This window comes from Streptomyces sp. NPDC016459 (assembly GCF_040632845.1).
Taxonomy (GTDB): Bacteria; Actinomycetota; Actinomycetes; order Streptomycetales; family Streptomycetaceae; genus Streptomyces.
In genome coordinates this window covers 693,878-714,327 of the sequence record NZ_JBEYCR010000001.1, presented here as the reverse complement: position 1 = coordinate 714,327, position 20,450 = coordinate 693,878, and the positions used below count along the sequence as shown (strand labels likewise).

Sequence of the window (20,450 nt, the reverse complement as noted above, 5' to 3'; positions counted from 1 at the left end):
ACCGAGGGAAGAGAGAGCACACCATGGCCCCGCAGACGATCTTCGTGAACCTGCCCGTGAAGGACCTCGACGCCAGCAAGGCCTTCTTCGGGAAGCTCGGCTACTCCGCCAACCCGCAGTTCAGCGACGACACGGCCGCGTGTGTCGTCATCAGCGACACGATCTTCGCGATGCTCCTCACCGAGGAGAAGTTCGCCTCCTTCACGGCCCCCGGCAAGGAGATCTCCGACGCGACCAGGGCCACCGAGGTCCTGCTCACCCTGAGCGCCGAGAGCCGCGAGAAGTGCGACGAACTGGCGGACGCCGCCCTCGCCGCCGGCGCCACCCCGGCGAAGGAGCCGATGGACCTCGGCTTCATGTACGGCCGTTCCTTCACCGACCTGGACGGCCACCACTGGGAGCTGTTCTGGATGGACCCGGCGGCCACCCAGGGCTGAGCCCCGGTGTCAGGCGGAGACGCCGCCGTCGATCACCAGGTCGGTGCCGACGGCGGAGCCCGCCGCGTCCGACGCGAGGTAGAGCACCGCCGCCGCCACCTCGGCGGCGGACGAGATCCGTCCCAGGGGTGACTGCTCCTTCATCCGGACCTCCCGCTCGGCCTCGGTCTCGCCGGGCAGCAGCGACATGCTGGACTCCGAGGCGCCCGGGCTGACCGCGTTGATGCGCACCCCGTCGGCGATGTGGTCCAGGGCCGCCGCCCGGGTCATCGCCGAGACGGCCGCCTTGGAGACCTGGTAGCCGAAGACCCCGGGGACCCGGACGTGCGGGCCCAGGTTGGACGCGATGTTCACGATCGCCCCGCCGCCGTGCGCCCGCATGTGCGCGATCTCGGCCTGGAGGGCGTGCAGCACCCCCGTGACGTTGATGTCGAGCAGCGTCCGCCAGTCGTCCAGGGGGAAGTCGGCGGCGCTGTGACCGCCCCGGAACACCCCCGCGTTGTTGACGGCCACGTCGAGACCGCCGAAGACCTCGACGGTACGCCGGACAAGGTCCCGGGTGGACTCGGCGTCGGCCACGTCGGCGGTGACGGCGGCGGCGGTGCCCCCGGCGGCCTCGATCAGGGCGACCGTCGCGTCGAGGGGTCCGGCGGTGCGGCCGGCGACGGCGACCTTCGCGCCCTCGGCGGCGAAGGCGAGCGCGATGGCCCGGCCGAGACCGGAACCGGCCCCGGTGACGAGGACGACGCGGTCGGTGAAGCGTGCGGACATGAGATGACTCCCTGGGAGATGCGGTTGCTTGTGCGGGCTACGCGCCCGAGGTGCTGACGCGACCCGGTTGCTTCGAGCGGATCGTGACGGCGGCGAGAGCGGCGAAGAGGGCGGCGGCGACCGCCAGCGACACCGCGTCGCCGCCCAGGGTGAGCAACGCGGCGAGGACCACGGTCGGCCCAAGTTCCATCGCCGTGTTGAGGACGCCGCCGGCGAGCCCCGCCCGGTGCGCCGGGACGCCGTCGGTGGCCAGGACGGCGGCGCCCGCGAAGGACAGGGCGCCGCCGGCCGGCAGCAGGAGCAGCCCGGGAAGCAGCCCGTACGCGTACGGGACGGAGGCGTCGAAGCCGGTCGCGGCGAGGAGTCCGAGGCCCGCCGCCGCCGTACCGAGTCCGGCTCCGGTCACCCGCCCGGGGCCGTACCGCCCGATCAGCGGGCCCGCGAGGCGTCCCGAGGCGAGGAGGGCCGCCGCGAAGGGGACGAAGGCGGCGGAGGTGCGCAGTTCGTCCCAGCCGCGCTCCTGCTGGAACGAGAGGGAGAGCAGGATGAAGACCGTGGCCGTGCCGGCCGCCGTGAGGCCGATCGCGGCGAGGCCCAGGGCGCGGCGGCCGTCCCGCAGGAAGTCGGGGGGAAGCAGCGGGTCGGCGGTCCGCCGCTCCAGGGCGCCGAAGGCGGCGAGCAGGGCGATCCCGGCGAGGAGGGGGAGCAGGACCGGGGCGGAGACCCACGGGTGGGCGTCGGTGAGCACGAGGCCGAGGCTGGCGAGCGTGATGCCGCCGGTGGCGAACAGGGCGCCCGGCAGGTCCAGGGTCCGGCCCCGGCCCGGCAGCGTCGCGGGCAGCAGCCGGGGCGCGAGGAGGAGGGCGGCGAGGGTCGCCGCGACCGGGACGGCGAAGGTGCCGCGCCAGGAGGTGGCCGCCGCGATCGCCCCGGAGAGCAGGTTCCCGGCGGTCGCGCCGAGCACGGAGAGACCGCCCCAGGTGGCCATCGCCCTGCCGTACGCGGCCGGTTCGGGGAACAGGGGCCGGAGCAGGGCCATCGCGGCCGGGGCGACGAGCGCCGCGCCGACGCCCTGGCCGAACCGGGCGGCGAGCAGCGCCTCGTACCCGGGGGCGAGCGGGGCGAGGGCGGAGGCGGCGCCGAAGACCAGGAGTCCGGTGGTGAGGATCCGGCGCCCGCCGTAGCGGTCGGCGAGCCGCCCGCCGAGGAGGAGCAGTCCGGCGAAGGTCAGTCCGTAGGCGGCGCTCAGCAGGATCAGGTCGGCGCGGTCGAGACGGAGTTCGGAGCCGATGCGGGGGAGGGGGACGGCGAGGGAGGCGAGGGTGAAGATCAGTGTCATCTGTACGCCGCCGAGCAGGGCGAAGCCGTACCGGGCGGGCCGCCGGTGGCCCCCCGTCGCCCGTACCGGGCCCCTGTCGGGCTCCTCCCGCCCCTTCGCGGTCGTCGCGTCAGCCTGTGTGGCCGCCATGCCGCCCCACCCCCCTTGAATTTGACCGTACGTTCCAATATGAGGTCCGAAAAGAGGGCGCCCCGGGGGCGCCCGTTCCTCAGTCCAGCAGGCTCAGTGCCTGTTCCGCCGCGTCCCTGACCCTGGCCGGGTCGCTGGACGCCTTGCCCACCACGCGGATGCCCTGGAGCAGGACCAGGAGCATCCGGGCCAGGGACCGCGGATCGCGCCCGGCCGGGAGCTCGCCCCCGGCGCGGGCCCGGGCGAGCGCCGCGTACAGGAGCGTCTCCACCTGCTCCCAGCTGAGCTCGACCCGACGCGCCACCGCCGGGTCGTGCGGCCCGAGTTCCGCCGCCGAGTTGGTGACGAAGCAGCCGTTCAGGCGCTCCCCCTCCGTCGTCGCCTCGGTGGCGAAGCGGCGGACGAGCGCCCGGACGGCCGGCAGGGCCGGGCCCGGCGCGGACAACTCCTCGACGAGCCGCGGGTCGCGGGTCTCCAGGTAGCGGTCCATGGCCTTCAGGTACAGCTCGTGCTTGTTCCCGAAGGTCGCGTAGAGGCTGGCGCGGCCGATGCCGAGGTGCTCCACGAGGTCCGACATCGCCGTCGCCTCGTAGCCGCGCGCCCAGAACAGCTCAAGGGCTGCCTGGAGCGCGGCGTCCGGATCGAATTCCTTGGTCCTGGCCACGAGGAGACCGTACGATCATCTGGAACGATCGGTCAAGTCACTTGGTGCGGACGGGATACACCGCCACCGCCACCTCGTCGTCGTCCAGGCACCGCCCCGTCTCCAGGTCGAAGCGCTGCTTCAGGAGCGGCGAGGCCACGAACGGCCCTCCGTCCGCCGAGCCGACGAGCCCCCGGGACAGCACCTGCGCCCCCGAGAACGGGTCACGGTTGTCGATCGCGTACAGCCGCCCCGACCGGTCCCGGAAGACCGCCGCCTGCCGGCCGTCCGGCAGCAGCACCGCCACGCCCCGGCCCGGCGTCAGCCGGGACTCCTCGCAGACCGTCACCCAGGAGCCTGGGGCGGGGGAGAGTTCGAGTGTCGTCGTGAGAGACGGGAGAGTCGTCGTCATCGGGAGGAAGCCCCTTCCAGCGTGCTGTTCGTCCTGCCGAGCGTCAGGATCGTGAGGTCCGGCTTGATCTGGTCGCGCTCCGGCACGAACCGGACCGTGGGGTCCGGCGCGTCCGGCGCGTTCACGAAGGAGACGAAGCGCCGCAGCCGCTCCGGGTCGTCCAGCGTCTGCGCCCACTCGTCCTGGTAGCCGGCGACGTGCGCCGCCATCAGCGCCTCCAGCTCGTCGCAGAGCCCGAGCGAGTCGTGCACCACCACGTCCTTGAGGTGGTCCAGGCCGCCCTCCAGGCGCTCCAGCCACGTCGACGTCCGCTCAAGGCGGTCCGCCGTCCGGATGTAGAACATCAGGAACCGGTCGATCAGGCGCACCAGTTCGGCGTCCGACAGGTCCTGCGCGAGCAGGTCCGCGTGGCGCGGGGTCGCGCCGCCGTTCCCGCCCACGTACAGGTTCCAGCCGTTGGCCGTGGCGATGATCCCGAAGTCCTTCGACTGGGCCTCGGCGCACTCGCGGGCGCAGCCGGAGACCGCCGACTTGAGCTTGTGCGGGGCGCGCAGGCCCCGGTAGCGCAGCTCCAGCTGGATCGCCATCTTCACCGAGTCCTGGACGCCGTAGCGGCACCAGGTCTGCCCGACGCAGGACTTCACCGTGCGCAGCGACTTGCCGTACGCGTGCCCCGACTCGAAGCCCGCGTCCACCAGCCGGGTCCAGATCGCCGGGAGCTGGTCCACCCGGGCGCCGAAGAGGTCGATCCGCTGGCCACCCGTGATCTTCGTGTAGAGGCCGAAGTCCCGGGCCACCTCGCCGATCACGATGAGCTTGTCCGGGGTGATCTCACCGCCGGGGATGCGCGGCACGACCGAGTAGGAGCCGTTGCGCTGCATGTTGGCGAGGAAGTGGTCGTTGGTGTCCTGGAGGGAGGCCTGCTCGCCGTCGAGGATGTACCCGCCGACGCCGAGCGTCGGGGCGAGCGACGCGATGATCGAGCCGACGGTCGGCTTGCAGACCTCACAGCCCTCACCGCCCTGCGCCTCCGGCCGCCCGTGCGAGTCGAGCAGCGCCGCGAACGAGGCGATCCGCAGGGTGCGGGCGATCTCGTACAGCTCGCTCCGGGTGTACGAGAAGCAGCCGCAGAGCCCCTTGTCCTTCGCCGCCGGCAGCAGCTTCTCGATGGTCTTCACACAGCTGCCGCAACCCGTACCGGCCTTGGTGCACTTCTTCACCTCGGCCAGCGAGGAGCACTGGCCGATCGCGTGCTTCGTCACGTTGTGGCAGGAGCAGATCACCGCGTCGTCCGGCAGCGCCGAGGGACCGAGCGCCACCGGCGCGCCGACCCCCGCCGGAAGCACCAGCTGCTCGGCGGAGACGGGCGGCACGGTACCGGTCAGCGGCCGCAGGAGACCGTACTGCTCGGCGTCACCGACGAGGACACCGCCGAGCAGCACCCCGTCCTGGGACATCACCAACTTCTTGTAGACACCCGAGCGGGAGTCCGAGTACACGACGTCGAGGCAGCCCTCGGCCGTGCCGTGCGCGTCACCGAAGGAGGCGACGTCCACACCGAGCAGCTTCAGCTTCGTCGACAGGTCGGCGCCCGTGAAACCGTCGACAGTCCCGTCCGTCTCCTCGGCGATCGCCGCCGCCGCCGTCTGCGCCATCTCGTAGCCCGGTGCCACCAGGCCGTACACCCGGCCGTCGGAGGCCAGCGCGCACTCGCCGATCGCGAACACAGCGGGGTCGGACGTGCGGCACAGCTCGTCGACCGCGATGCCGCCGCGCTCCCCGACGGTCAGGCCGCAGTCGCGGGCCAGCTGGTCCCGGGGCCGTACACCGGCCGAGAACACCACCATGTCCGTGGCCAGCTCGGAGCCGTCCGACAGCCTCATGCCCGTCACGGTGCCGTCCGCCGTCACGACCTCCTGCGTGCCCGTCCCCGTGTGGACGGTCAGACCCATCCGCTCGATCGTGCGGAGCAGCGCGGCGCCGCCGCCCTCGTCGACCTGCACCGGCATCAGACGCGGCGCGAACTCGACGACATGGGTGTCGAGCCCGAGGCCCTTCAGCGCGCCCGCCGCCTCCAGGCCGAGCAGACCGCCGCCGACGACCGCGCCGGTCGTCGCCGTCTTCGCGTACTCCTCGATCGCGAGCAGGTCCTCGATCGTGCGGTACACGAAGCAGCCGCGGGCGTCCTTGCCGGGCACCGGCGGCACGAACGGGAACGAGCCGGTGGCCAGGACGAGCGAGTCGTACGCGAAGACCCGACCGGAGCGGGCGGTGACCGTCCGGGCCTCCCGGTCCACCGACTCCGCCGCGTCACCGACGTACAGCTCGATGCCGTGCTTCTCCATGAAGCCCGCCTCGACCATCGACAGGTCGTCGGGCGTCTTCCCGGAGAAGTACGAGGTCAGCTGCACGCGGTCGTAGGCCGGGCGCGGTTCCTCGCAGAGGACCACGATCCTGGCCCGCTCGGTGACCCCACGGTCGGCGAGCGACTCCAGGAACCGCTGGCCGACCATTCCGTGGCCGACCAGGACGATCGTCGGGGTGTGCGCGGTCATGTCAGCGCTCATGTCAGGAGCCTCCGTCGTGGGTGAGCAGGTGGAGCAGGGGGGCCTCCGGGAGGGCTTCGTCGCCCTCCCAGGCCCTGGCGAGCGTGCCGACCGCGCCCAGGTCGCCGAGGAGGACGCCCCCGACGAGCCGGTCCCCGCGGACGACGACCTTGCGGTACGCGCTGCGCGTGGCGTCGGTGAGCTGGACGACGTCGTCGCCCGGCCGGGGGGTGGCCTCGCCGAAGGCGGCGAGGTCCAGGGGCTGGGCTCCGCCGAGGGTGAGGCGGGTGAGGGCGCGGGTGCCGGTGTAGCGGGGAGACCCCGCCGAGGGCACCTCGCGCACGAGCACCTCGGCCAGGGCGTCGGCCTGTTCCAGGGCCGGGCCCGCCAGACCGTAGACGCGGCCTTCGTGTTCGGCGCAGTCGCCGACCGCGTGGATGTACGGGTCGGAGGTCCGCAGCTCGTCGTCGACGAGGATGCCCCGGCCGACGTCGAGCCCCGCGTCGCGAGCGAGGGCGGTACGGGGCCGCACCCCGCAGGCCAGGACCACGACCTGGGCGTCGAGCACGAAGCCGTCGGCCAGCTCGACCGCCGTGACCGCCCCGTCCCGCTGCCGCAGCCCGCTCACCCGGCACTCGGTGTGCACCTCGACGCCGAGGGCCTCCATGTGCTCGCGGAGCAGCGCCGACGCGTACGTGTCGAGTTGGCGTTCCATCAGGCGCTCGCCCTGCTGGGTCAGGACCACCTCCGCGCCGAGGGCCGCGAGGGCCCGCGCCGCCGAGACGCCGAGGAGCCCGCCGCCGATGACCACCGCCCGCACCCCGGGACGGACCCGGTCGCGCAGGGCCAGGCAGTCGTCGAGCGTACGGAAGGCGTGGACGCCCTCCGGCGGCTCCGCCCCGCGCAGCCCGCGCAGCGGCGGCAGCACCGGGTTGGAGCCCGTGGCCAGGACCAGCCGGTCGTAGCCGACGAGCGAGCCGTCCGCGCACTCCACCGTCCGCGCCGCCCGGTCGATCCGCACCGCCCGCACCCCGAGCCGTACCGGCTCCCGGGTCCCGGGCAGGGCGATCACCTCGGGGGCGTACCGCCCGGCGAGGACGTCGGCGAGCAGCACCCTGTTGTAGGGGGCGTGCGGCTCCTCGCCGAGGAGGGTGACGGGCAGGCGCTGGGCGAGTCGGGCGCCCGCCGTTCCGCCCCCGACCACCACGATCCGTGTACTCATACCGGGAAGCGTGCGGGGCCGGTGTTACCCGACGGCATCCCGACTGTTTCCCGTACGGAACGCTGATCTCCGCCCCCGGCCCGGCGCACTGTGAGGCCGGGGGCGGATCGACCCGCCGTGCGCCCCGGCCCACGCCCGCCCGAGGGAGCCGGGCGGCGGGCCGGATCAGCGGATCCCCGTATACGGGCGGGCCCCCGGCGCCGCGATGCTCAGAGGCAGCTCAACGATCAGGCGATCGTTGGACGGCCCGACGATCACGTCCTTAGGCTCACGGCCATGCCCGAGATATCGCTGACCACCGTTGTCCTGCTCTGCCTCGCCGCGCTCGTGGCGGGCTGGATCGACGCCGTGGTCGGCGGCGGGGGACTGCTCCTGATACCCGCACTGCTGCTCGGGCTGCCCCACGTCCCCGCCGCGCACGTCCTCGGCACCAACAAGGCCGTCGCGATCGTCGGCACCACCGGAGCCGCCGTCACCTACGTCCGCAAGGCGCCCGTACAGGTCTTGACGGCCGTGCGCATCGGGCTCGCGGCCCTCGCGGGCTCCATGGGCGGCGCCTTCTTCGCGGCCGGCCTCAGCAGCGACGTGCTGCGCCCGGTCATCATGGTGGTGCTGCTCGCGGTGGCGGCCTTCGTGGTGCTGCGGCCGTCGTTCGGCGCGAAGGCCGCGGGGGAGGAGCGGGCGCCGCTGACCCGGGCCCGGATCGTCTTCGCGATCGTCGTGGTCGGCGGCGGGATGGGCTTCTACGACGGCCTGTTCGGGCCGGGCACCGGCACCTTCCTGGTCCTCGCCCTGACCGCCGTACTCCACCTCGACCTGGTGACGGCCTCCGCCACCGCCAAGATCGTCAACGTCTGCACCAACGCGGGGGCGCTCGCCATGTTCGCCTACCAGGGCAGTGTGTACTGGCAGCTGGCGGCCGTGATGGCGGTCTTCAACCTCGCGGGCGGCATGGTCGGCGCCCGGATGGCGCTGAGCAAGGGCGCCGAGTTCGTGCGCGGGGTACTGCTCGTCGTGGTGCTGTCGCTGGTCGCGAAGCTCGCCTTCGACCAGTGGGCCTGATCCGCCCCGGCTACTTCACGCCGATGAGGTGGCCGAAGGCCACCACGTTCCCCTGGTAGCCGTTCTTCTTCGAGAAGCCGCCGCCGCAGGTGATCACCCGGATCTCCGCGCGGTCCGCCTCGTCGTACACCTTCCGGTCCGGGAAGTCCTCGTTCTCGTAGACCTCGACCGCGTCGACCGTGAACACGGCGGTCCTGCCGTCCTGCCGGTCCACCTCGATGCGGTGGCCCTTCTTGAGCGCGCCGAGCGTGTAGAAGACGGCGGGCCCCTCGGCGTTGTCGACGTGGCCCGCGACGATCGCCGTGCCCTTGGCGCCGGGCGACGTGCCGCCCTCGTACCAGCCGGCCATGTTCCGGTTCCCGGCCGGCGGTACGTCCAGCGAACCGTCCGCGGCCAGACCGAGCCGCATCATCGGGGTGTCCACATCGGTCTCGGGGATCCGCAGCCGGACCGGGGCCGAGGGCGGCAGCGGATCGGCGGCCGCGTCGGTGTGCACGCTCGGCCCGGCGGCGAAGGCCTGCGCGGCCGACGGTACGGGCGGGGTGACGTGCTCCGTGCCGTTCTGGACGAGCCAGATGCCGACGCAGGCGGCCACGGCTATGCCCCAGCCCTTGCTCCTGTTGCTCACTGGGATCCCTCGGTCGGTTCGTGGCGGGGTGTGGCCCTGCCCCCGCCGGGCCGTGTACGGGCGCGCGGCGGGGGCAGGACAGGCGGTGGTCTCAGTGCCCCTGCGCGCCGCTCGCCCGGCGGCGCAGGAGCCAGACCCCGCCCACGGCGGTCGCGGCCAGCACCGCCACGCCCGCCGTGACCTGGGCGGTGTCGGGGCCGATGCTGCCCCCGACACCGGTCTGGACGTGGCCGCTGGGCCGCCGGTGCTTGACCGTGAGGTCACCCCGGGCCGTCTTGCCGTTGTCGCAGGCCACGCTGATGCCGTAGGTGCCGGGCTTGGCGTGCTCCGGCACGGTGAACTGTCCGACCACGACTTCCTTGTGCGTGCTCGAACTCAGGTGGAACTCGCCCGCGCCGAGCGAGTTCGCGTCGCCGACGCCGCGGCCGTGCTTGCCGCAGGCGAGGGTGTTCACGGTGACGGTGGTGCCGGGGGTGGCCTCGGAAGGGTAGACCTCCAGCGTCTCGGAGTTCCCGGCGAACGCCGCGGGGGCGGCCAGGGCTCCGATCGCGGCGACCGTCATCGCGGTACCGGTGAACAGACGGACAGTGGTGCGCATGGGGGGCCTCCGGGGCGCGCGAGCGGTCGAGCGGTGGGGTCTCCCGGGAGGGACTTCCCGGAACGACCTTCTGTGACCGAGATAAGAGCCGACGCGCGCCCCGCGCCTCCTGATGAGGCATCAGGATTGGGCCGTCCGATACGGTGTGTCGCCTGGATTCCGAAGGTTTACGCAGGTCGGGTCGGGTTTCGTCACGTCAGCTGACACGCCGTGCCGAACGGGTGACCGGAAACGCCGGACCTGCCCGCGGGCCGACCGGGACCGGGACCGGGCCGGGACCCGACGCCACCGGACCCGGCGCTACCCGTGGCCCGACGCCACCCGGACCCGGCGCCACCCGGACCCGGCCCCACTCGGCCCCGACCCGTGGCCCGGCCCGATCCGACCCGTGGCCCGGCCGACCCACCCGGACCCGACCCGTGGCCCGGCCCGGCCCGGCCCCGCCCGATCCGACCCGTGGTCCCGCCCAGGCCCTATCCGGCCCCCGTCAGGCCGCCCATCGCCGCCAGGGCCCATTCCTGCGCGCCCATCGTCGCGCCGGCCGCGACGCCCGTCGCCACCGGGGCGAGGGCTCCCCTCAGGGTGGTGAGCGCCCGGCGCACCCGGCCCTCCTCCACGGGCTCCGGCCGGGTGATCTCCGCGAGGACCTCCTCGGCCGCGGCGGTGGCGTCCTCGCGGTCCTGGTCGGGGAGGCCCGCCTGGGGCAGCTGCCGGAGGAGCTCGCGCACCCGCTCGGCGAGCGCCTCGTACCCCGGTGCGACCGTCGTGTCGCTCTGCTGGTTCTGGGTGACCGTCTCGTTGCCCCAGGCGAACTGGGATCGCGAGACGGAGCCGTGGAAGACCGGACCGTCGTTCGGGTGCTGCGCGTTCTGCGGATCACTCATGTGCCGGACCGTCCTCTGTCGTCTGGTTCTGGGTGGCGGTGTCGTTGTTCCACGCGAACTGGCTGTTGTGGACGGGCCCGTTGATCACGGGGCCCGCGTAGTTGTTGATGATCGTCGGTGTCTGCTCGACCGTGCGGACGGTCTTCCGTACGACCGGACGCGTCGTGCGCAACGAGACGAGCTCGACGCGGTCGTTGTGCAGGACGGCGGGCCCCCGTGTCCCGTCCACCGAGCAGGCCACCAGCCGGCCCCCGCTCTCGTCGGCGAAGGTGGCACCCGTGCCGGCGCCGTTGAAGTCACTGTTCCCGACGTCCAGGTAGCCGGACCCGCTCGCGGCGAGACCGGTTCCCTCCGACCCGTTCACGGTGAGGTTCCGCGCGGAGAGCTTCGCCCTGCCGGAGACGCCGGCCCCGCCGATGCTCACGGCCGCGACCTCGCAGTCGTGCACGAGGAGCTGCGCCTCCTCGCCCGCGAAGAAGCCCACCCCGCCCCGCTCCGCCGTCACGCCCTTGAGGGTGACCCTGGACTGACCGAGCGCGGTCACCGCGGTCTCGAAGTCACGGAACACCACGTCGGTGAGGCCGGCCGTGGTGCCGCCGTCCCCCTTGGTGTCCAGGCCCAGCGTGCAGCGGTCCACCCGGACGTCCTCGAACAGGCCCTCCGAGCCGGTCCAGACCCGCAGCGCCGAGTTCGTCAGATCCTCCACCACGAGGCCGCTGAACCGGCCGCGGGACCCCTCGGTGACGGCGACCCCGACATTGCCGCCCGAGATGTGGCAGTCGTGGACCTCCGGCGTCCCGCCGTCGGACACGAACACCGCGACATTGCCCGCGTCGATGATCCGGCAGTCCTCGAACCGGCCCCTGGCGGCGGTCTGGACGTTGATCCCGGTGTCGCGGCAGTTCGTGAGGACGCAGCCGCGCACCACCGGGTCGGCGCCGCTCGCCGCGGCGATCCCGTGCCGCGCGCCGGTGACCGTCGTGGCGTCGACGGAGCCGCGGGACTGCTCGATGAACATGATCCCCTCCCCGTGGACGGAGGTGATCGCGCAGTCCGCCACGGTGAGCCGCGCCCGGGCGTCCGCCATGAGGGCCGCCTGCCCGGTGTCGACGAGCTCGCAGCCGACGACCTCGGCCCGGGCGTCGCTGACCCGCAGCCCGTGGATCCGGCTGCCCTCGATCCTGCTGCCCAGGACGGCGACCTGGGCGCCTTCGATGACGGCGACCGCGTTGTCCGCGGCGTCGGTGAACCGGCACCGCTCGACGAGCCCCACGCTGCCGGTGAAGAGCGTCCGGCCGTGGGCGACCACGCTGTCCCGCAGGGTGACGGAGGTGCCCGGCGGGGCGTGCACGCCGACGCCGCCGTGCGCCCAGACCTCCGTGTGGTCGAGCGTGAGCGTTCCCGCGTGGCAGCCGGCGACGACGGACTCGCGGCCGGCCAGGGTGAGCCCGTGGAGCGTGACCGATCCGGCCGCGAGCAGGACGGGCCCGCGCGGCAGGCCGACGACGACGGAGCCGGGGCCCTCCGCCGCGACGAGCCGCACGTCACCCCTGACGTCGAGGAACTCCTCGTAACGGCCGGGCGCGATCTCGATCTCCGCCGCGCGGCCCCGTGCGGCGGCGGCGCGGAGCGCCGACGTGATGTCGGGGTGGGCGCGACGACCGCCGCGCGGCGAGACGACGTACCTCGCGACCATCGCGCTGACCTCCCTCCCGCTCCGAAGCCCTGACCGCCCCGTACCGCTCTACAGTTCCTCCGACTCCACCGAGTCGTACGCCGAGTACACCCGTCCCATGAGCTCTTCGTCCACCGCGTACGTCACCTCGTCGATCGACGTCACGGGCGCGATGGACCGGGAGTTGGTCACCAGGGCGGCCCGGTAGCCGGACAGGTCGGCCAGGGTGACCGGGCGCCGGACGGACTCCAGACGGGTCCCCAGGATGGCCATGGTGATCCCCTCCAGGCAGGGCGCCGACGGCCAGACCAGCGAAGTGCCGTCCCAGAAGCCGATGTTGGTGACGGCGCCCTCGGCGATCTCGCCGTACGGGGAGGTCAGCACGGCCTCGTCGTAGCCGTCGCGGACGGCCGCCTCGCGGTGGTAGCTCTGGCCGAAGCCGCCCAGGTGCTTGATGTGCGGCGCGGGGCGCCAGTACGCGACCGTCCTCAGCCGCTGCGGGGCGGCGGGGCCGTCGGGGGCCGGCGGGGCGACGGTCACCGCGACGCGGACGTCCGGGTACACGTACACCCGCACCGAGGCGTCCCGCACGCCTGCCGCCGCCAGGGCTCCGGCGACCAGGCCGCGGATCCGCCTCCCGTCCAGGTCCCGGCCGAACAGCTCACGGGTGGAGCGGTCGAGACGGGCGAGGTGCAGACCGAGGCCCTTCACGCGTCCGTCCCGCACCTGCATCGCCGTGAAGTGGCCGAAGCCGGTCATGAGGCCGGCGAGCAACGCCGGGTCGGCGGCGGGGACGCCGTCGATCTCGATGTGCGGGGGCGGGGTCGTCATGCCCTCACCGTACGTCCGGGGAAAGGGTCTTGGAGGCCGCCCCGGATCACCGCTTGACCTCAACTAAAGTTGAGGTACCACGATCATCCGCATGGACCTCACGAACGCCACGCAGACCCGTCCCCTCTCCCTCGCCCTCGTCGTCGCCAGCGACCGCGACGGCCGCTTCGCCCCCGTCATCACCGACTGGTTCCGCTCCCGCCTGACCGGGCGCGAGGACTTCACCGTCACCGTCGTCGATCTCGCCGAGGTCGACCTCCCCACCGCCCTCTCCCACGACCCCTCCGCGGCCGTCCGCGCCGAACTCGCCAAGGTCACACCGGTGCTGGAGGCCGCCGACGCCTTCGTCGTCATCACCCCCGAGTACAACCACTCCTTCCCCGCCTCCCTCAAGAACCTGATCGACCGGCACTACACCGAATGGCAGGCCAAGCCCGTCGGCTTCGTCTCCTACGGCGGGATCTCCGGAGGCCTGCGGGCCGTCGAACAGCTCCGCCAGGTCTACGCCGAGATGCACGCCGTCACGGTCCGCGAGACCGTCTCCTTCCACCACGCCCACGCGCAGTTCGACGAGAACGGACAGCACCGGGACCCCGCCGGAGCCGACATCGCCGCCACGGCACTCCTCGACCAGCTCGGCTGGTGGGGCCGCGCCCTCAAGGACGCCAAGTCGGCCCACCCGTACGGCAAGTGAGGGCCCGCCGCCATGCTGACGCGTCTCCTCGTCCCCCGCCTCAGGCCCTACCGGGCCCTCCTCGTCCTCCTCGTCGTCCTCCAGCTCGTCCAGGCCCTGGCCTCCCTCGCCCTGCCCGCCCTCAACGCCGGCGTCATCGACCAGGGCGTCCTGCGCGGGGACACCGGTCGGGTCCTCCGCGGCGGCGCCACGATGATCGGCGTCACCCTGCTCCAGGCGGCGGCCGCGGCCGCCGCCACCTACACCGGTGCCAGGATCGCCATGGGCGTCGCCCGCGACCTGCGCTCCGAGGTCTTCCGCCGGGTCCAGGACTTCTCCGCACGGGAGCGGGGCCGCTTCGGCGCCGCCTCCCTCATCACCCGCACCACCAACGACGTCCAGCAGGTCCAGACGTTCACCGTCCTCGTCCTGACCATGCTGGTCGCCGCGCCGCTCCTCTGCGTCGGCGGGATCGCCATGGCCCTGCGCCAGGACGTGCCGCTCGCCCTGGTCCTGCTCCTCTTCGTGCCCGTGATGACCGGGGCCGTCGGCACCGTCGTGCTGCGGATGAGGCCCCTGTTCCGCGGCATGCAGGAGCGGATCGACGGCGCCAACCGGATCCTGCGCGAGCAGATCACCGGCGTCCGGGTGGTCCGCGCCTTCGTCCGCGACCGGCACGAGCGGGAACGGTTCGCCGCCGCCAACGACGAACTGCTCTCCGTCGGCCTCAGGACCGGCCGGCTCCAGGCCCTCATGTACCCGACGGTGCTCATCGTCTGGGAGCTCACGACCGTCGCCCTGGTGTACGTCGGCGCCCACCGGATCGACTCCGGCACCCTCCAGCCGGGCGGGCTCGTCGCCTTCCTCGGCTATCTGCTCCAGACCGCGATGTCCGTGATGATGGTCCTCTTCCTGCTCATGCACATGCCCCGGGCCGAGGCGGGCGCGGAGCGCATCGGCGAGGTCCTGGGGACCGAGTCGAGCGTGGTGCCGCCCGTGGATCCGGTGCGGACGCCGGTCCGGCGGGGGCATCTGGAGGTCAGGGGGGCGGAGTTCCGCTACCCGGGCGCCGAGGAGTCCGTCCTGAAGGACGTGGGCCTTGTCGCACGGCCCGGTGAGACCACGGCGGTCATCGGCTCGACCGGCAGCGGCAAGTCCACCCTCCTCGGACTCGTGCCCCGGCTCTTCGACGCCACCGGCGGCGAGGTCCTCGTCGACGGCGTCGACGTCCGCAGACTCGACCCCGAACTGATGGCCAGGACCGTCGGACTCGTCCCCCAGAAGCCGTACCTCTTCTCCGGGACCATCGCCACCAACCTGCGGTACGGCAAGCCCGACGCCACCGACGAGGAACTCTGGCACGCCCTCGACGTCGCCCAGGCCGCCGACTTCGTACGGAAGCTCGACGACGGCCTCGACGCGCCCGTCTCCCAGGGCGGCACCAACTTCTCCGGCGGCCAGCGGCAGCGGCTCGCCATCGCCCGGGTCCTCGTCGCCCGCCCCCGCCTCTACCTCTTCGACGACTCCTTCTCCGCCCTCGACCCCGGGACCGACGCCCGCCTCCGGGCCGCCCTGCGGACGGAGACGGCCGACGCGACCGTCGTGATCGTCGCCCAGCGGGTCTCCACCGTCCGGGACGCCGACCGGATCGTCGTCCTCGACCGGGGCCGGAGCGTCGGCACCGGCACCCACACGTCCCTGATGGCGGACAACGCCACGTACCGGGAGATCGTCCTCTCCCAGCTCACCGAGGAGGAAGCCGCATGAGCACGTCCACGGCGAGCGAACGCCGTACGAGCCCGAGCGCACCGCAGGACCCGCCCACCGCCCCCGCCCGCACCGGCCCCTCCCCCCAGCAGCGCGGCCCCGGCCTCCCCGCAGCCGCCGTCCTCGAACGCTCCCTCTCCTTCCGCACCTCCGGCCTGCGCCTCCTGCGCACCCTCGCCCCCGACCGGGCCCGGCTCTTCGCCGTCCTCGCCGCCGGCGCCGCCGCCGTCTCCCTCTCCGTCCTCGGCCCGCTCCTCCTCGGCCGCGCCACCGACCTCGTCGTCACCGGCGTCACCGGCCCGGCCGGAGTCGACTTCGCCGCCGTCGGCCGGGTCCTCGCCCTCTCCCTCCTGGTGGTCGCCGGCTCGGCCCTCTTCACCTGGATCCAGCTCCGGATCGCCACCACCGTCGTCCAGCGGGCCGGGCACCGGCTGCGGGAGCGGGCGCAGCACAAGCTGGCGAGGCTGCCCCTCGGCTACCTCGACCGGCAGCCGCGCGGCGAGGTCCTCTCCCGCACCACCAACGACATCGACAACATCACCCAGACCCTCCAGCAGGCCTTCAGCCAGATGGTCAGGGCCGTGCTGACCCTGTTCGGCGTCCTCGCGATGATGTTCTGGTTCTCGCCGCTGCTCGCGCTCGTCGCCCTCGCCACCGTGCCCCTCTCGGTCGCCGTCGCCGCCTTCGTCGGGCGGCGCGCCCAACCGCAGTTCGTGCAGCAGTGGGCGGTCACCGGCAGGCTCGGCAGCCATGTCGAGGAGATGATCACCGGCCACACCGAGGTCGTCGCCTTCGGCCGCCGCGACGAGGCCGTGCGCCGCTTCGACGAGCTCGGCGAGGAGCTGTACCGGTCGAGCTTCCGCGCCCAGTTCGTGTCCGGGTTCATCCAGCCCGCGCTGGCCCTCGTCGGCAACCTGAACTACGTCGCCATCGCCGTCGTCGGCGGACTGCGGGTGGCGAGCGGCACCCTGTCCGTCGGTGACGTGCAGGCCTTCATCCAGTACTCGTACGAGTTCAACGGCCCGATCACCCAGGTCGCCGCGATGGCCAACCTCCTCCAGTCCGGCGTGGCCTCCGCCGAGCGGGTCTTCGACTTCCTCGACGCCGAGGAGGAGTCCCCGGAGCCGAAGGAACCGCGGCGCCCCGCCCGGCTCCGCGGCAGGGTCTCCTTCGAGAAGGTCTCCTTCCGCTACGAGGACGGCGGGCCGCTCATCGAGGACCTGTCGCTCACCGTCGAACCGGGAAGCACCGTCGCCGTCGTCGGCCCCACCGGCGCGGGCAAGACGACCCTGGTCAACCTGCTCCTGCGGTTCCACGAGGTCACCGGCGGCCGGATCACCCTCGACGGCGTCGACACGGCCGCGATGACCCGGGAGGACCTGCGCTCCGGCACCGGCATGGTCCTGCAGGACACCTGGCTCTTCGGCGGCACCATCGCCGACAACATCGCCTACGGGGTCCCCGGCGAGGTCTCCAGGGAGCGGATCGTCGCGGCCGCGCGGGCCGCGCACGCCGACCGGTTCGTCCGCACCCTGCCCGCCGGGTACGACACCGTCCTCGACGAGGACGGGGGCGGTCTCAGCGCCGGGGAGAAGCAGCTGGTCACTCTGGCCCGCGCCTTCTCTCCGACCCGGTGATCCTCGTCCTCGACGAGGCCACCAGCTCCGTCGACACCCGCACCGAACTCCTCGTGCGGCAGGCGATGACCTCCCTGCGCGCCGGGCGGACCAGCTTCGTCGTCGCCCACCGGCTCTCCACGATCCGGGACGCCGACACCATCCTGGTGATGGAGAGCGGCTCGATCGCCGAACAGGGCACCCACGAGGAACTCCTCGCCGCCGGCGGCGCGTACGCCCGGCTGCACGCGGCCCAGTTCGCCCGTACGGTGGAGACGTGATCGTCACCGTCACCACCACCACCGACGCGCGCGCCAAGGCCGACGACCTGGCGCGCGGCGCCGTCGAGGCCCGGCTGGCCGCCTGCGCGCAGGTCTCCGCGCCCGTCACCTCCGTCTACCACTGGCGGGGCGCGATCGAGACCGCCCAGGAGTGGCAGGTGGTGTTCAAGACCACCGAGGCCCGCTACCCGGCCCTGGAGGCGCACCTCCTCGCCGCCCACGACTACGGGACGCCCGAGATCCTCGCCACCCGCGTGACCCGGGTGAGCGAGGACTACGCCCGCTGGGTCGAGCGGGAGACCGCGGCGGCCGCGATGATCGAGAGCCCCGCGGCCGAGGAGCGGCCCTTCTTCGTGTACGGGACGCTGCGCCCCGGCGCGTACAACCACGACCGGTTCCTCGCCGGCCGGATCGGCACCGAGGCGGACGGCGTGCTCCACGGGGCCGTCCTGCACGACGGACCCGGCTATCCGTACGTCGTCCCGGCGGACGGGGGCAAGGTGGTCGGCACGCTGCTCACGCCCGCCCCCGGCTCGTACGGCGAGCTGTTCGGCCTGCTCGACCGCCTGGAGCTGCCCGTCGGGTACGAGCGGGTGGCGATGGACGTCGTACGGGTACGGGACGGGGCGCGGGTGTCCGCCTGGGTGTTCCTCGCGGCGCCGGACGCGCCCCTCGGCCCGGTCATCGAGAGCGGCGACTGGTTCAGCCGGCCGTAGGTCGCGTCCGGGGGGCCGCCTCGCGGATCAGGCCGGGCTCGCGGCGTCCCCGGCCCGCTCCAGCCGGACCGCGCACACCTTGAACTCGGGCATCCGGGAGACCGGGTCGAGCGCCGGGTTCACCAGGGTGTTGGCCCTGCCCTCGCCCGCCCAGTGGAACGGCATGAAGACGGTGTCCGGCCGGATGGCTGTGGTGATCCGGGCCGGGGCCACGGCCCGGCCGCGCCGCGACACCACGGCGACCCGCTCGCCCTCGCTCACGCCGAGCCGCTCGGCGACCCGGGGGTGGAGCTCCACGAAGGGGCCGGGCGCCGCCGCGTTCAGCTCGGCGACGCGCCGGGTCTGCGCGCCCGACTGGTACTGGGACACGACCCGCCCGGTGGTGAGGACGACCGGGTACTCGGCGTCCGTCTCCTCGGCCGCCGCCCGGTGCACCACCGGTACGAACCGGGCCCGCCCGTCCGGGGTCGCGAACCGGTCCAGGAACAGCCGGGGCGTCCCGGGGTGGGCGGCGGAGCCCTCGGGGGTCTCGGGGCAGGGCCAGAAGACGCCCTGCTCCTCCTCGATCCGCCGGTAGTCGATGCCCGAGTAGTCGGCGGGACCGCCGGCCGAGGCGCGCCGCAACTCGTCGAAGACCTCCTCGGGCTCTGCGGAGAAGCCCTTCTCCCAGCCGAGGAGCCCGGCGAGCGCGTGCAGCACCTCCAGGTCGCTGCGTACCCCGGCGGGCGGGGTGAGGGCGCGGCGGCGGAGCAGCACCCTGCCCTCCAGGTTGGTCATGGTGCCGGTCTCCTCCGCCCACTGGGTGACGGGCAGGACGACATCGGCGAGCGCGGCGGTCTCGGACAGCACGACGTCCGCGACGGCGAGGAAGTCGAGCGACCTCAGCCGGCCTTCGACGTGCGCGGCGCGCGGCGCGGAGACCACCGGGTTGGAGCCCATGAGGAGCAGGGCCTTCACGTCGCCGCCGAGCGCGTCGAGGAGTTCGTACGCGCTCCGCCCGGGTCCGGGCAGCGACTCGGGGGGCACGCCCCACACCCCGGCCACGTGCGCGCGTGCGGCCGGGTCGTCGAGCTTGCGGTAGCCGGGCAGCTGGTCGGCCTTCTGGCCGTGCTCGCGGCCGCCCTGGCCGTTGCCCTGGCCGGTGAGGCAGCCGTAGCCGCTGAGCGGTCGGCCCGCCTTGCCGGTGGCCAGGCAGAGGTTGATCCAGGCGCCGACGGTGTCGGTGCCCTTGGACTGCTGCTCGGGGCCGCGCGCGGTGAGCACCATGCCGGTGGGCGCGTCGGAGAACATCGCGACGGCGTCCCGGAGCTGCGGCACCGGCACGCCCGTGATCCGCTCGACCTGCTCGGGCCAGTGGGACATGGCCCCGGCGCGCGCGCCCTCCCAGCCGGTGGTGCGCTCACGGACGAAGTCCTCGTCGACCCGGCCCTCGGCGACGACCAGGTGCAGCATGCCGAGGGCGAGCGCGAGGTCGGTGCCGGGGCGCGGCGCGAGGTGCAGATCGGCCTGTTCGGCGGTCCGGGTGCGGCGGGGGTCGATGACGATCAGCGTGCCGCCGTTCTCCTTCAGCTCGGTGAGGTAGCGGAGGGCGGGCGGCATGGTCTCGGCGAGGTTGGAGCCGACGAGGATCACGCACCCCGTCTTCGGGATGTCCTCCAGGGGGAAGGGCAGTCCCCGGTCGAGTCCGAAGGCCCTGCCGTGCGCGGCGGCGGCCGACGACATGCAGAAGCGCCCGTTGTAGTCGATCTGCGAGGTGGCGAGGACCAGCCGGGCGAACTTGCCGAGGGTGTACGCCTTCTCGTTGGTGAGGCCGCCGCCGCCGAAGACCCCCACGGCGTCGGGGCCGTGGTCGGCTCGGGTGCGGCGCAGTCCCTCGGCGACGGCGGTGAGCGCCTCCTCCCAGGTCGCGGGCGCGAGGGCCCCCGTGTCAGGGCATCGGACCAGGGGCTCGGTGAGCCGGACCCGGGAGGAGAGCACGGAGGGGGCGGTGCGGCCCTTGCCGCACAGCGCGCCCCGGTTGACGGGGAAGTCGGTCCGGTCGACCACCTCGGCGGGCAGCTCCGGGTTGCCGGTGGGGCGGAGCGACATGCCGCACTGCAGGGCGCAGTAGGGGCAGTGGGTGGGAACGGCGGTGACCTCGGGCATGCGGCAAGCGTGCGTCAGACGTGTTACGCGGGGCGGCGCCCCGTATTACGGGCGCGGTGCTCTCCGCTCAGCCCC

The 20,450-nt window shown here is 73.5% G+C and carries 17 protein-coding genes and 2 pseudogenes; 7 read left to right on the top strand and 12 right to left on the bottom strand.

Translation table 11 applies throughout. The features are described from left to right. Nucleotides 1–23 precede the first annotated feature (23 nt). Entirely contained in the window at nt 24–437 is a 414-nt protein-coding gene (locus tag ABZ567_RS03275; protein WP_360784060.1) for a VOC family protein, read from the top strand. A 9-nt stretch (nt 438–446) separates the two neighbouring features. Here the strand turns inward: ABZ567_RS03275 and ABZ567_RS03270 are convergent, their stop codons facing one another. The 6 genes from ABZ567_RS03270 to ABZ567_RS03245 form a co-directional block, all read right to left on the bottom strand. After that, the gene (locus ABZ567_RS03270; RefSeq protein WP_360784058.1) at nt 447–1,208 is read right to left on the bottom strand and encodes an SDR family oxidoreductase; all 762 of its coding nucleotides are present in this window, start codon (nt 1,206–1,208) and stop codon (nt 447–449) included. A gap of 37 nt (nt 1,209–1,245) precedes the next feature. Further along, on the bottom strand, nt 1,246–2,676 hold the full coding sequence (locus ABZ567_RS03265; RefSeq protein WP_360784055.1) for an MFS transporter: 1,431 nt from the start codon (nt 2,674–2,676) through the stop codon (nt 1,246–1,248). A gap of 79 nt (nt 2,677–2,755) precedes the next feature. Continuing rightward, the gene (locus ABZ567_RS03260) at nt 2,756–3,340 is read right to left on the bottom strand and encodes a helix-turn-helix domain-containing protein (protein ID WP_360784053.1); all 585 of its coding nucleotides are present in this window, start codon (nt 3,338–3,340) and stop codon (nt 2,756–2,758) included. Nucleotides 3,341–3,377: 37 nt separating this feature from the next. Continuing rightward, nucleotides 3,378–3,731 carry a nitrite reductase small subunit NirD gene (gene nirD / locus ABZ567_RS03255; RefSeq protein ID WP_360784050.1) on the bottom strand — a complete coding sequence of 118 codons (354 nt, stop codon included), beginning with the start codon at nt 3,729–3,731 and terminating at the stop codon, nt 3,378–3,380. Beyond that, entirely contained in the window at nt 3,728–6,286 is a 2,559-nt protein-coding gene (gene nirB, locus ABZ567_RS03250) for a nitrite reductase large subunit NirB (protein ID WP_360785015.1), read from the bottom strand. Before nirB ends, nirD begins: the two co-directional genes overlap by 4 nt. 13 nt (nt 6,287–6,299) lie before the next feature. Next, nucleotides 6,300–7,499, bottom strand: coding sequence for an FAD-dependent oxidoreductase (locus tag ABZ567_RS03245; protein ID WP_360784047.1), 1,200 nt, complete (start codon nt 7,497–7,499; stop codon nt 6,300–6,302). A 276-nt stretch (nt 7,500–7,775) separates the two neighbouring features. Between ABZ567_RS03245 and ABZ567_RS03240 the strand changes: the two genes are divergently transcribed. After that, the gene (locus tag ABZ567_RS03240; protein ID WP_360784044.1) at nt 7,776–8,561 is read left to right on the top strand and encodes a TSUP family transporter; all 786 of its coding nucleotides are present in this window, start codon (nt 7,776–7,778) and stop codon (nt 8,559–8,561) included. Nucleotides 8,562–8,571: 10 nt separating this feature from the next. Here ABZ567_RS03240 and ABZ567_RS03235 read toward each other — a convergent pair whose 3' ends face one another. The 5 genes from ABZ567_RS03235 to ABZ567_RS03215 form a co-directional block, all read right to left on the bottom strand. Beyond that, nucleotides 8,572–9,189, bottom strand: a complete 618-nt coding sequence (locus tag ABZ567_RS03235) for a class F sortase (RefSeq protein ID WP_360784041.1) — start codon at nt 9,187–9,189, stop codon at nt 8,572–8,574. Between the two features lie 91 nt (nt 9,190–9,280). Further along, nucleotides 9,281–9,787 (bottom strand): hypothetical protein, encoded by a 507-nt coding sequence (locus ABZ567_RS03230; RefSeq protein ID WP_360784039.1) that lies wholly within the window; start codon nt 9,785–9,787, stop codon nt 9,281–9,283. A gap of 473 nt (nt 9,788–10,260) precedes the next feature. Further along, the gene (locus ABZ567_RS03225; RefSeq protein ID WP_360784036.1) at nt 10,261–10,671 is read right to left on the bottom strand and encodes a hypothetical protein; all 411 of its coding nucleotides are present in this window, start codon (nt 10,669–10,671) and stop codon (nt 10,261–10,263) included. Then, a complete protein-coding gene (locus ABZ567_RS03220) occupies nt 10,664–12,367 on the bottom strand; it encodes a right-handed parallel beta-helix repeat-containing protein (RefSeq protein ID WP_360784033.1) in 1,704 nt (567 codons plus the stop codon). The genes ABZ567_RS03225 and ABZ567_RS03220 overlap by 8 nt, the downstream gene beginning before the upstream one ends. Before the next feature lie 48 nt (nt 12,368–12,415). Next, nucleotides 12,416–13,177 (bottom strand): aminotransferase class IV, encoded by a 762-nt coding sequence (locus ABZ567_RS03215; RefSeq protein ID WP_360784030.1) that lies wholly within the window; start codon nt 13,175–13,177, stop codon nt 12,416–12,418. A gap of 91 nt (nt 13,178–13,268) precedes the next feature. On the opposite strand from ABZ567_RS03215, the gene ABZ567_RS03210 reads away from it, so the two are divergent. The 5 genes and pseudogenes from ABZ567_RS03210 (at nt 13,269) to ABZ567_RS03190 (ending at nt 18,230) form a co-directional block, all read left to right on the top strand. Beyond that, the gene (locus ABZ567_RS03210) at nt 13,269–13,871 is read left to right on the top strand and encodes an NAD(P)H-dependent oxidoreductase (protein WP_360784027.1); all 603 of its coding nucleotides are present in this window, start codon (nt 13,269–13,271) and stop codon (nt 13,869–13,871) included. A gap of 12 nt (nt 13,872–13,883) precedes the next feature. Further along, nucleotides 13,884–15,617 (top strand): ABC transporter ATP-binding protein, encoded by a 1,734-nt coding sequence (locus ABZ567_RS03205; RefSeq protein WP_360784024.1) that lies wholly within the window; start codon nt 13,884–13,886, stop codon nt 15,615–15,617. Continuing rightward, a pseudogene (locus ABZ567_RS03200) lies at nt 15,614–17,514 on the top strand (ABC transporter ATP-binding protein). The gene ABZ567_RS03205 and the pseudogene ABZ567_RS03200 overlap by 4 nt, the downstream one beginning before the upstream one ends. After that, nucleotides 17,511–17,828: pseudogene (gene cutA, locus ABZ567_RS03195) on the top strand (divalent-cation tolerance protein CutA); the annotation flags it as partial. The pseudogenes ABZ567_RS03200 and cutA, both read left to right, overlap by 4 nt. Beyond that, entirely contained in the window at nt 17,829–18,230 is a 402-nt protein-coding gene (locus tag ABZ567_RS03190) for a gamma-glutamylcyclotransferase family protein (RefSeq protein ID WP_360785013.1), read from the top strand. 27 nt (nt 18,231–18,257) lie between these two features. Here the strand turns inward: ABZ567_RS03190 and ABZ567_RS03185 are convergent, their stop codons facing one another. After that, nucleotides 18,258–20,375, bottom strand: coding sequence for a molybdopterin oxidoreductase family protein (locus ABZ567_RS03185; protein ID WP_360784021.1), 2,118 nt, complete (start codon nt 20,373–20,375; stop codon nt 18,258–18,260). Nucleotides 20,376–20,450 lie beyond the last annotated feature (75 nt).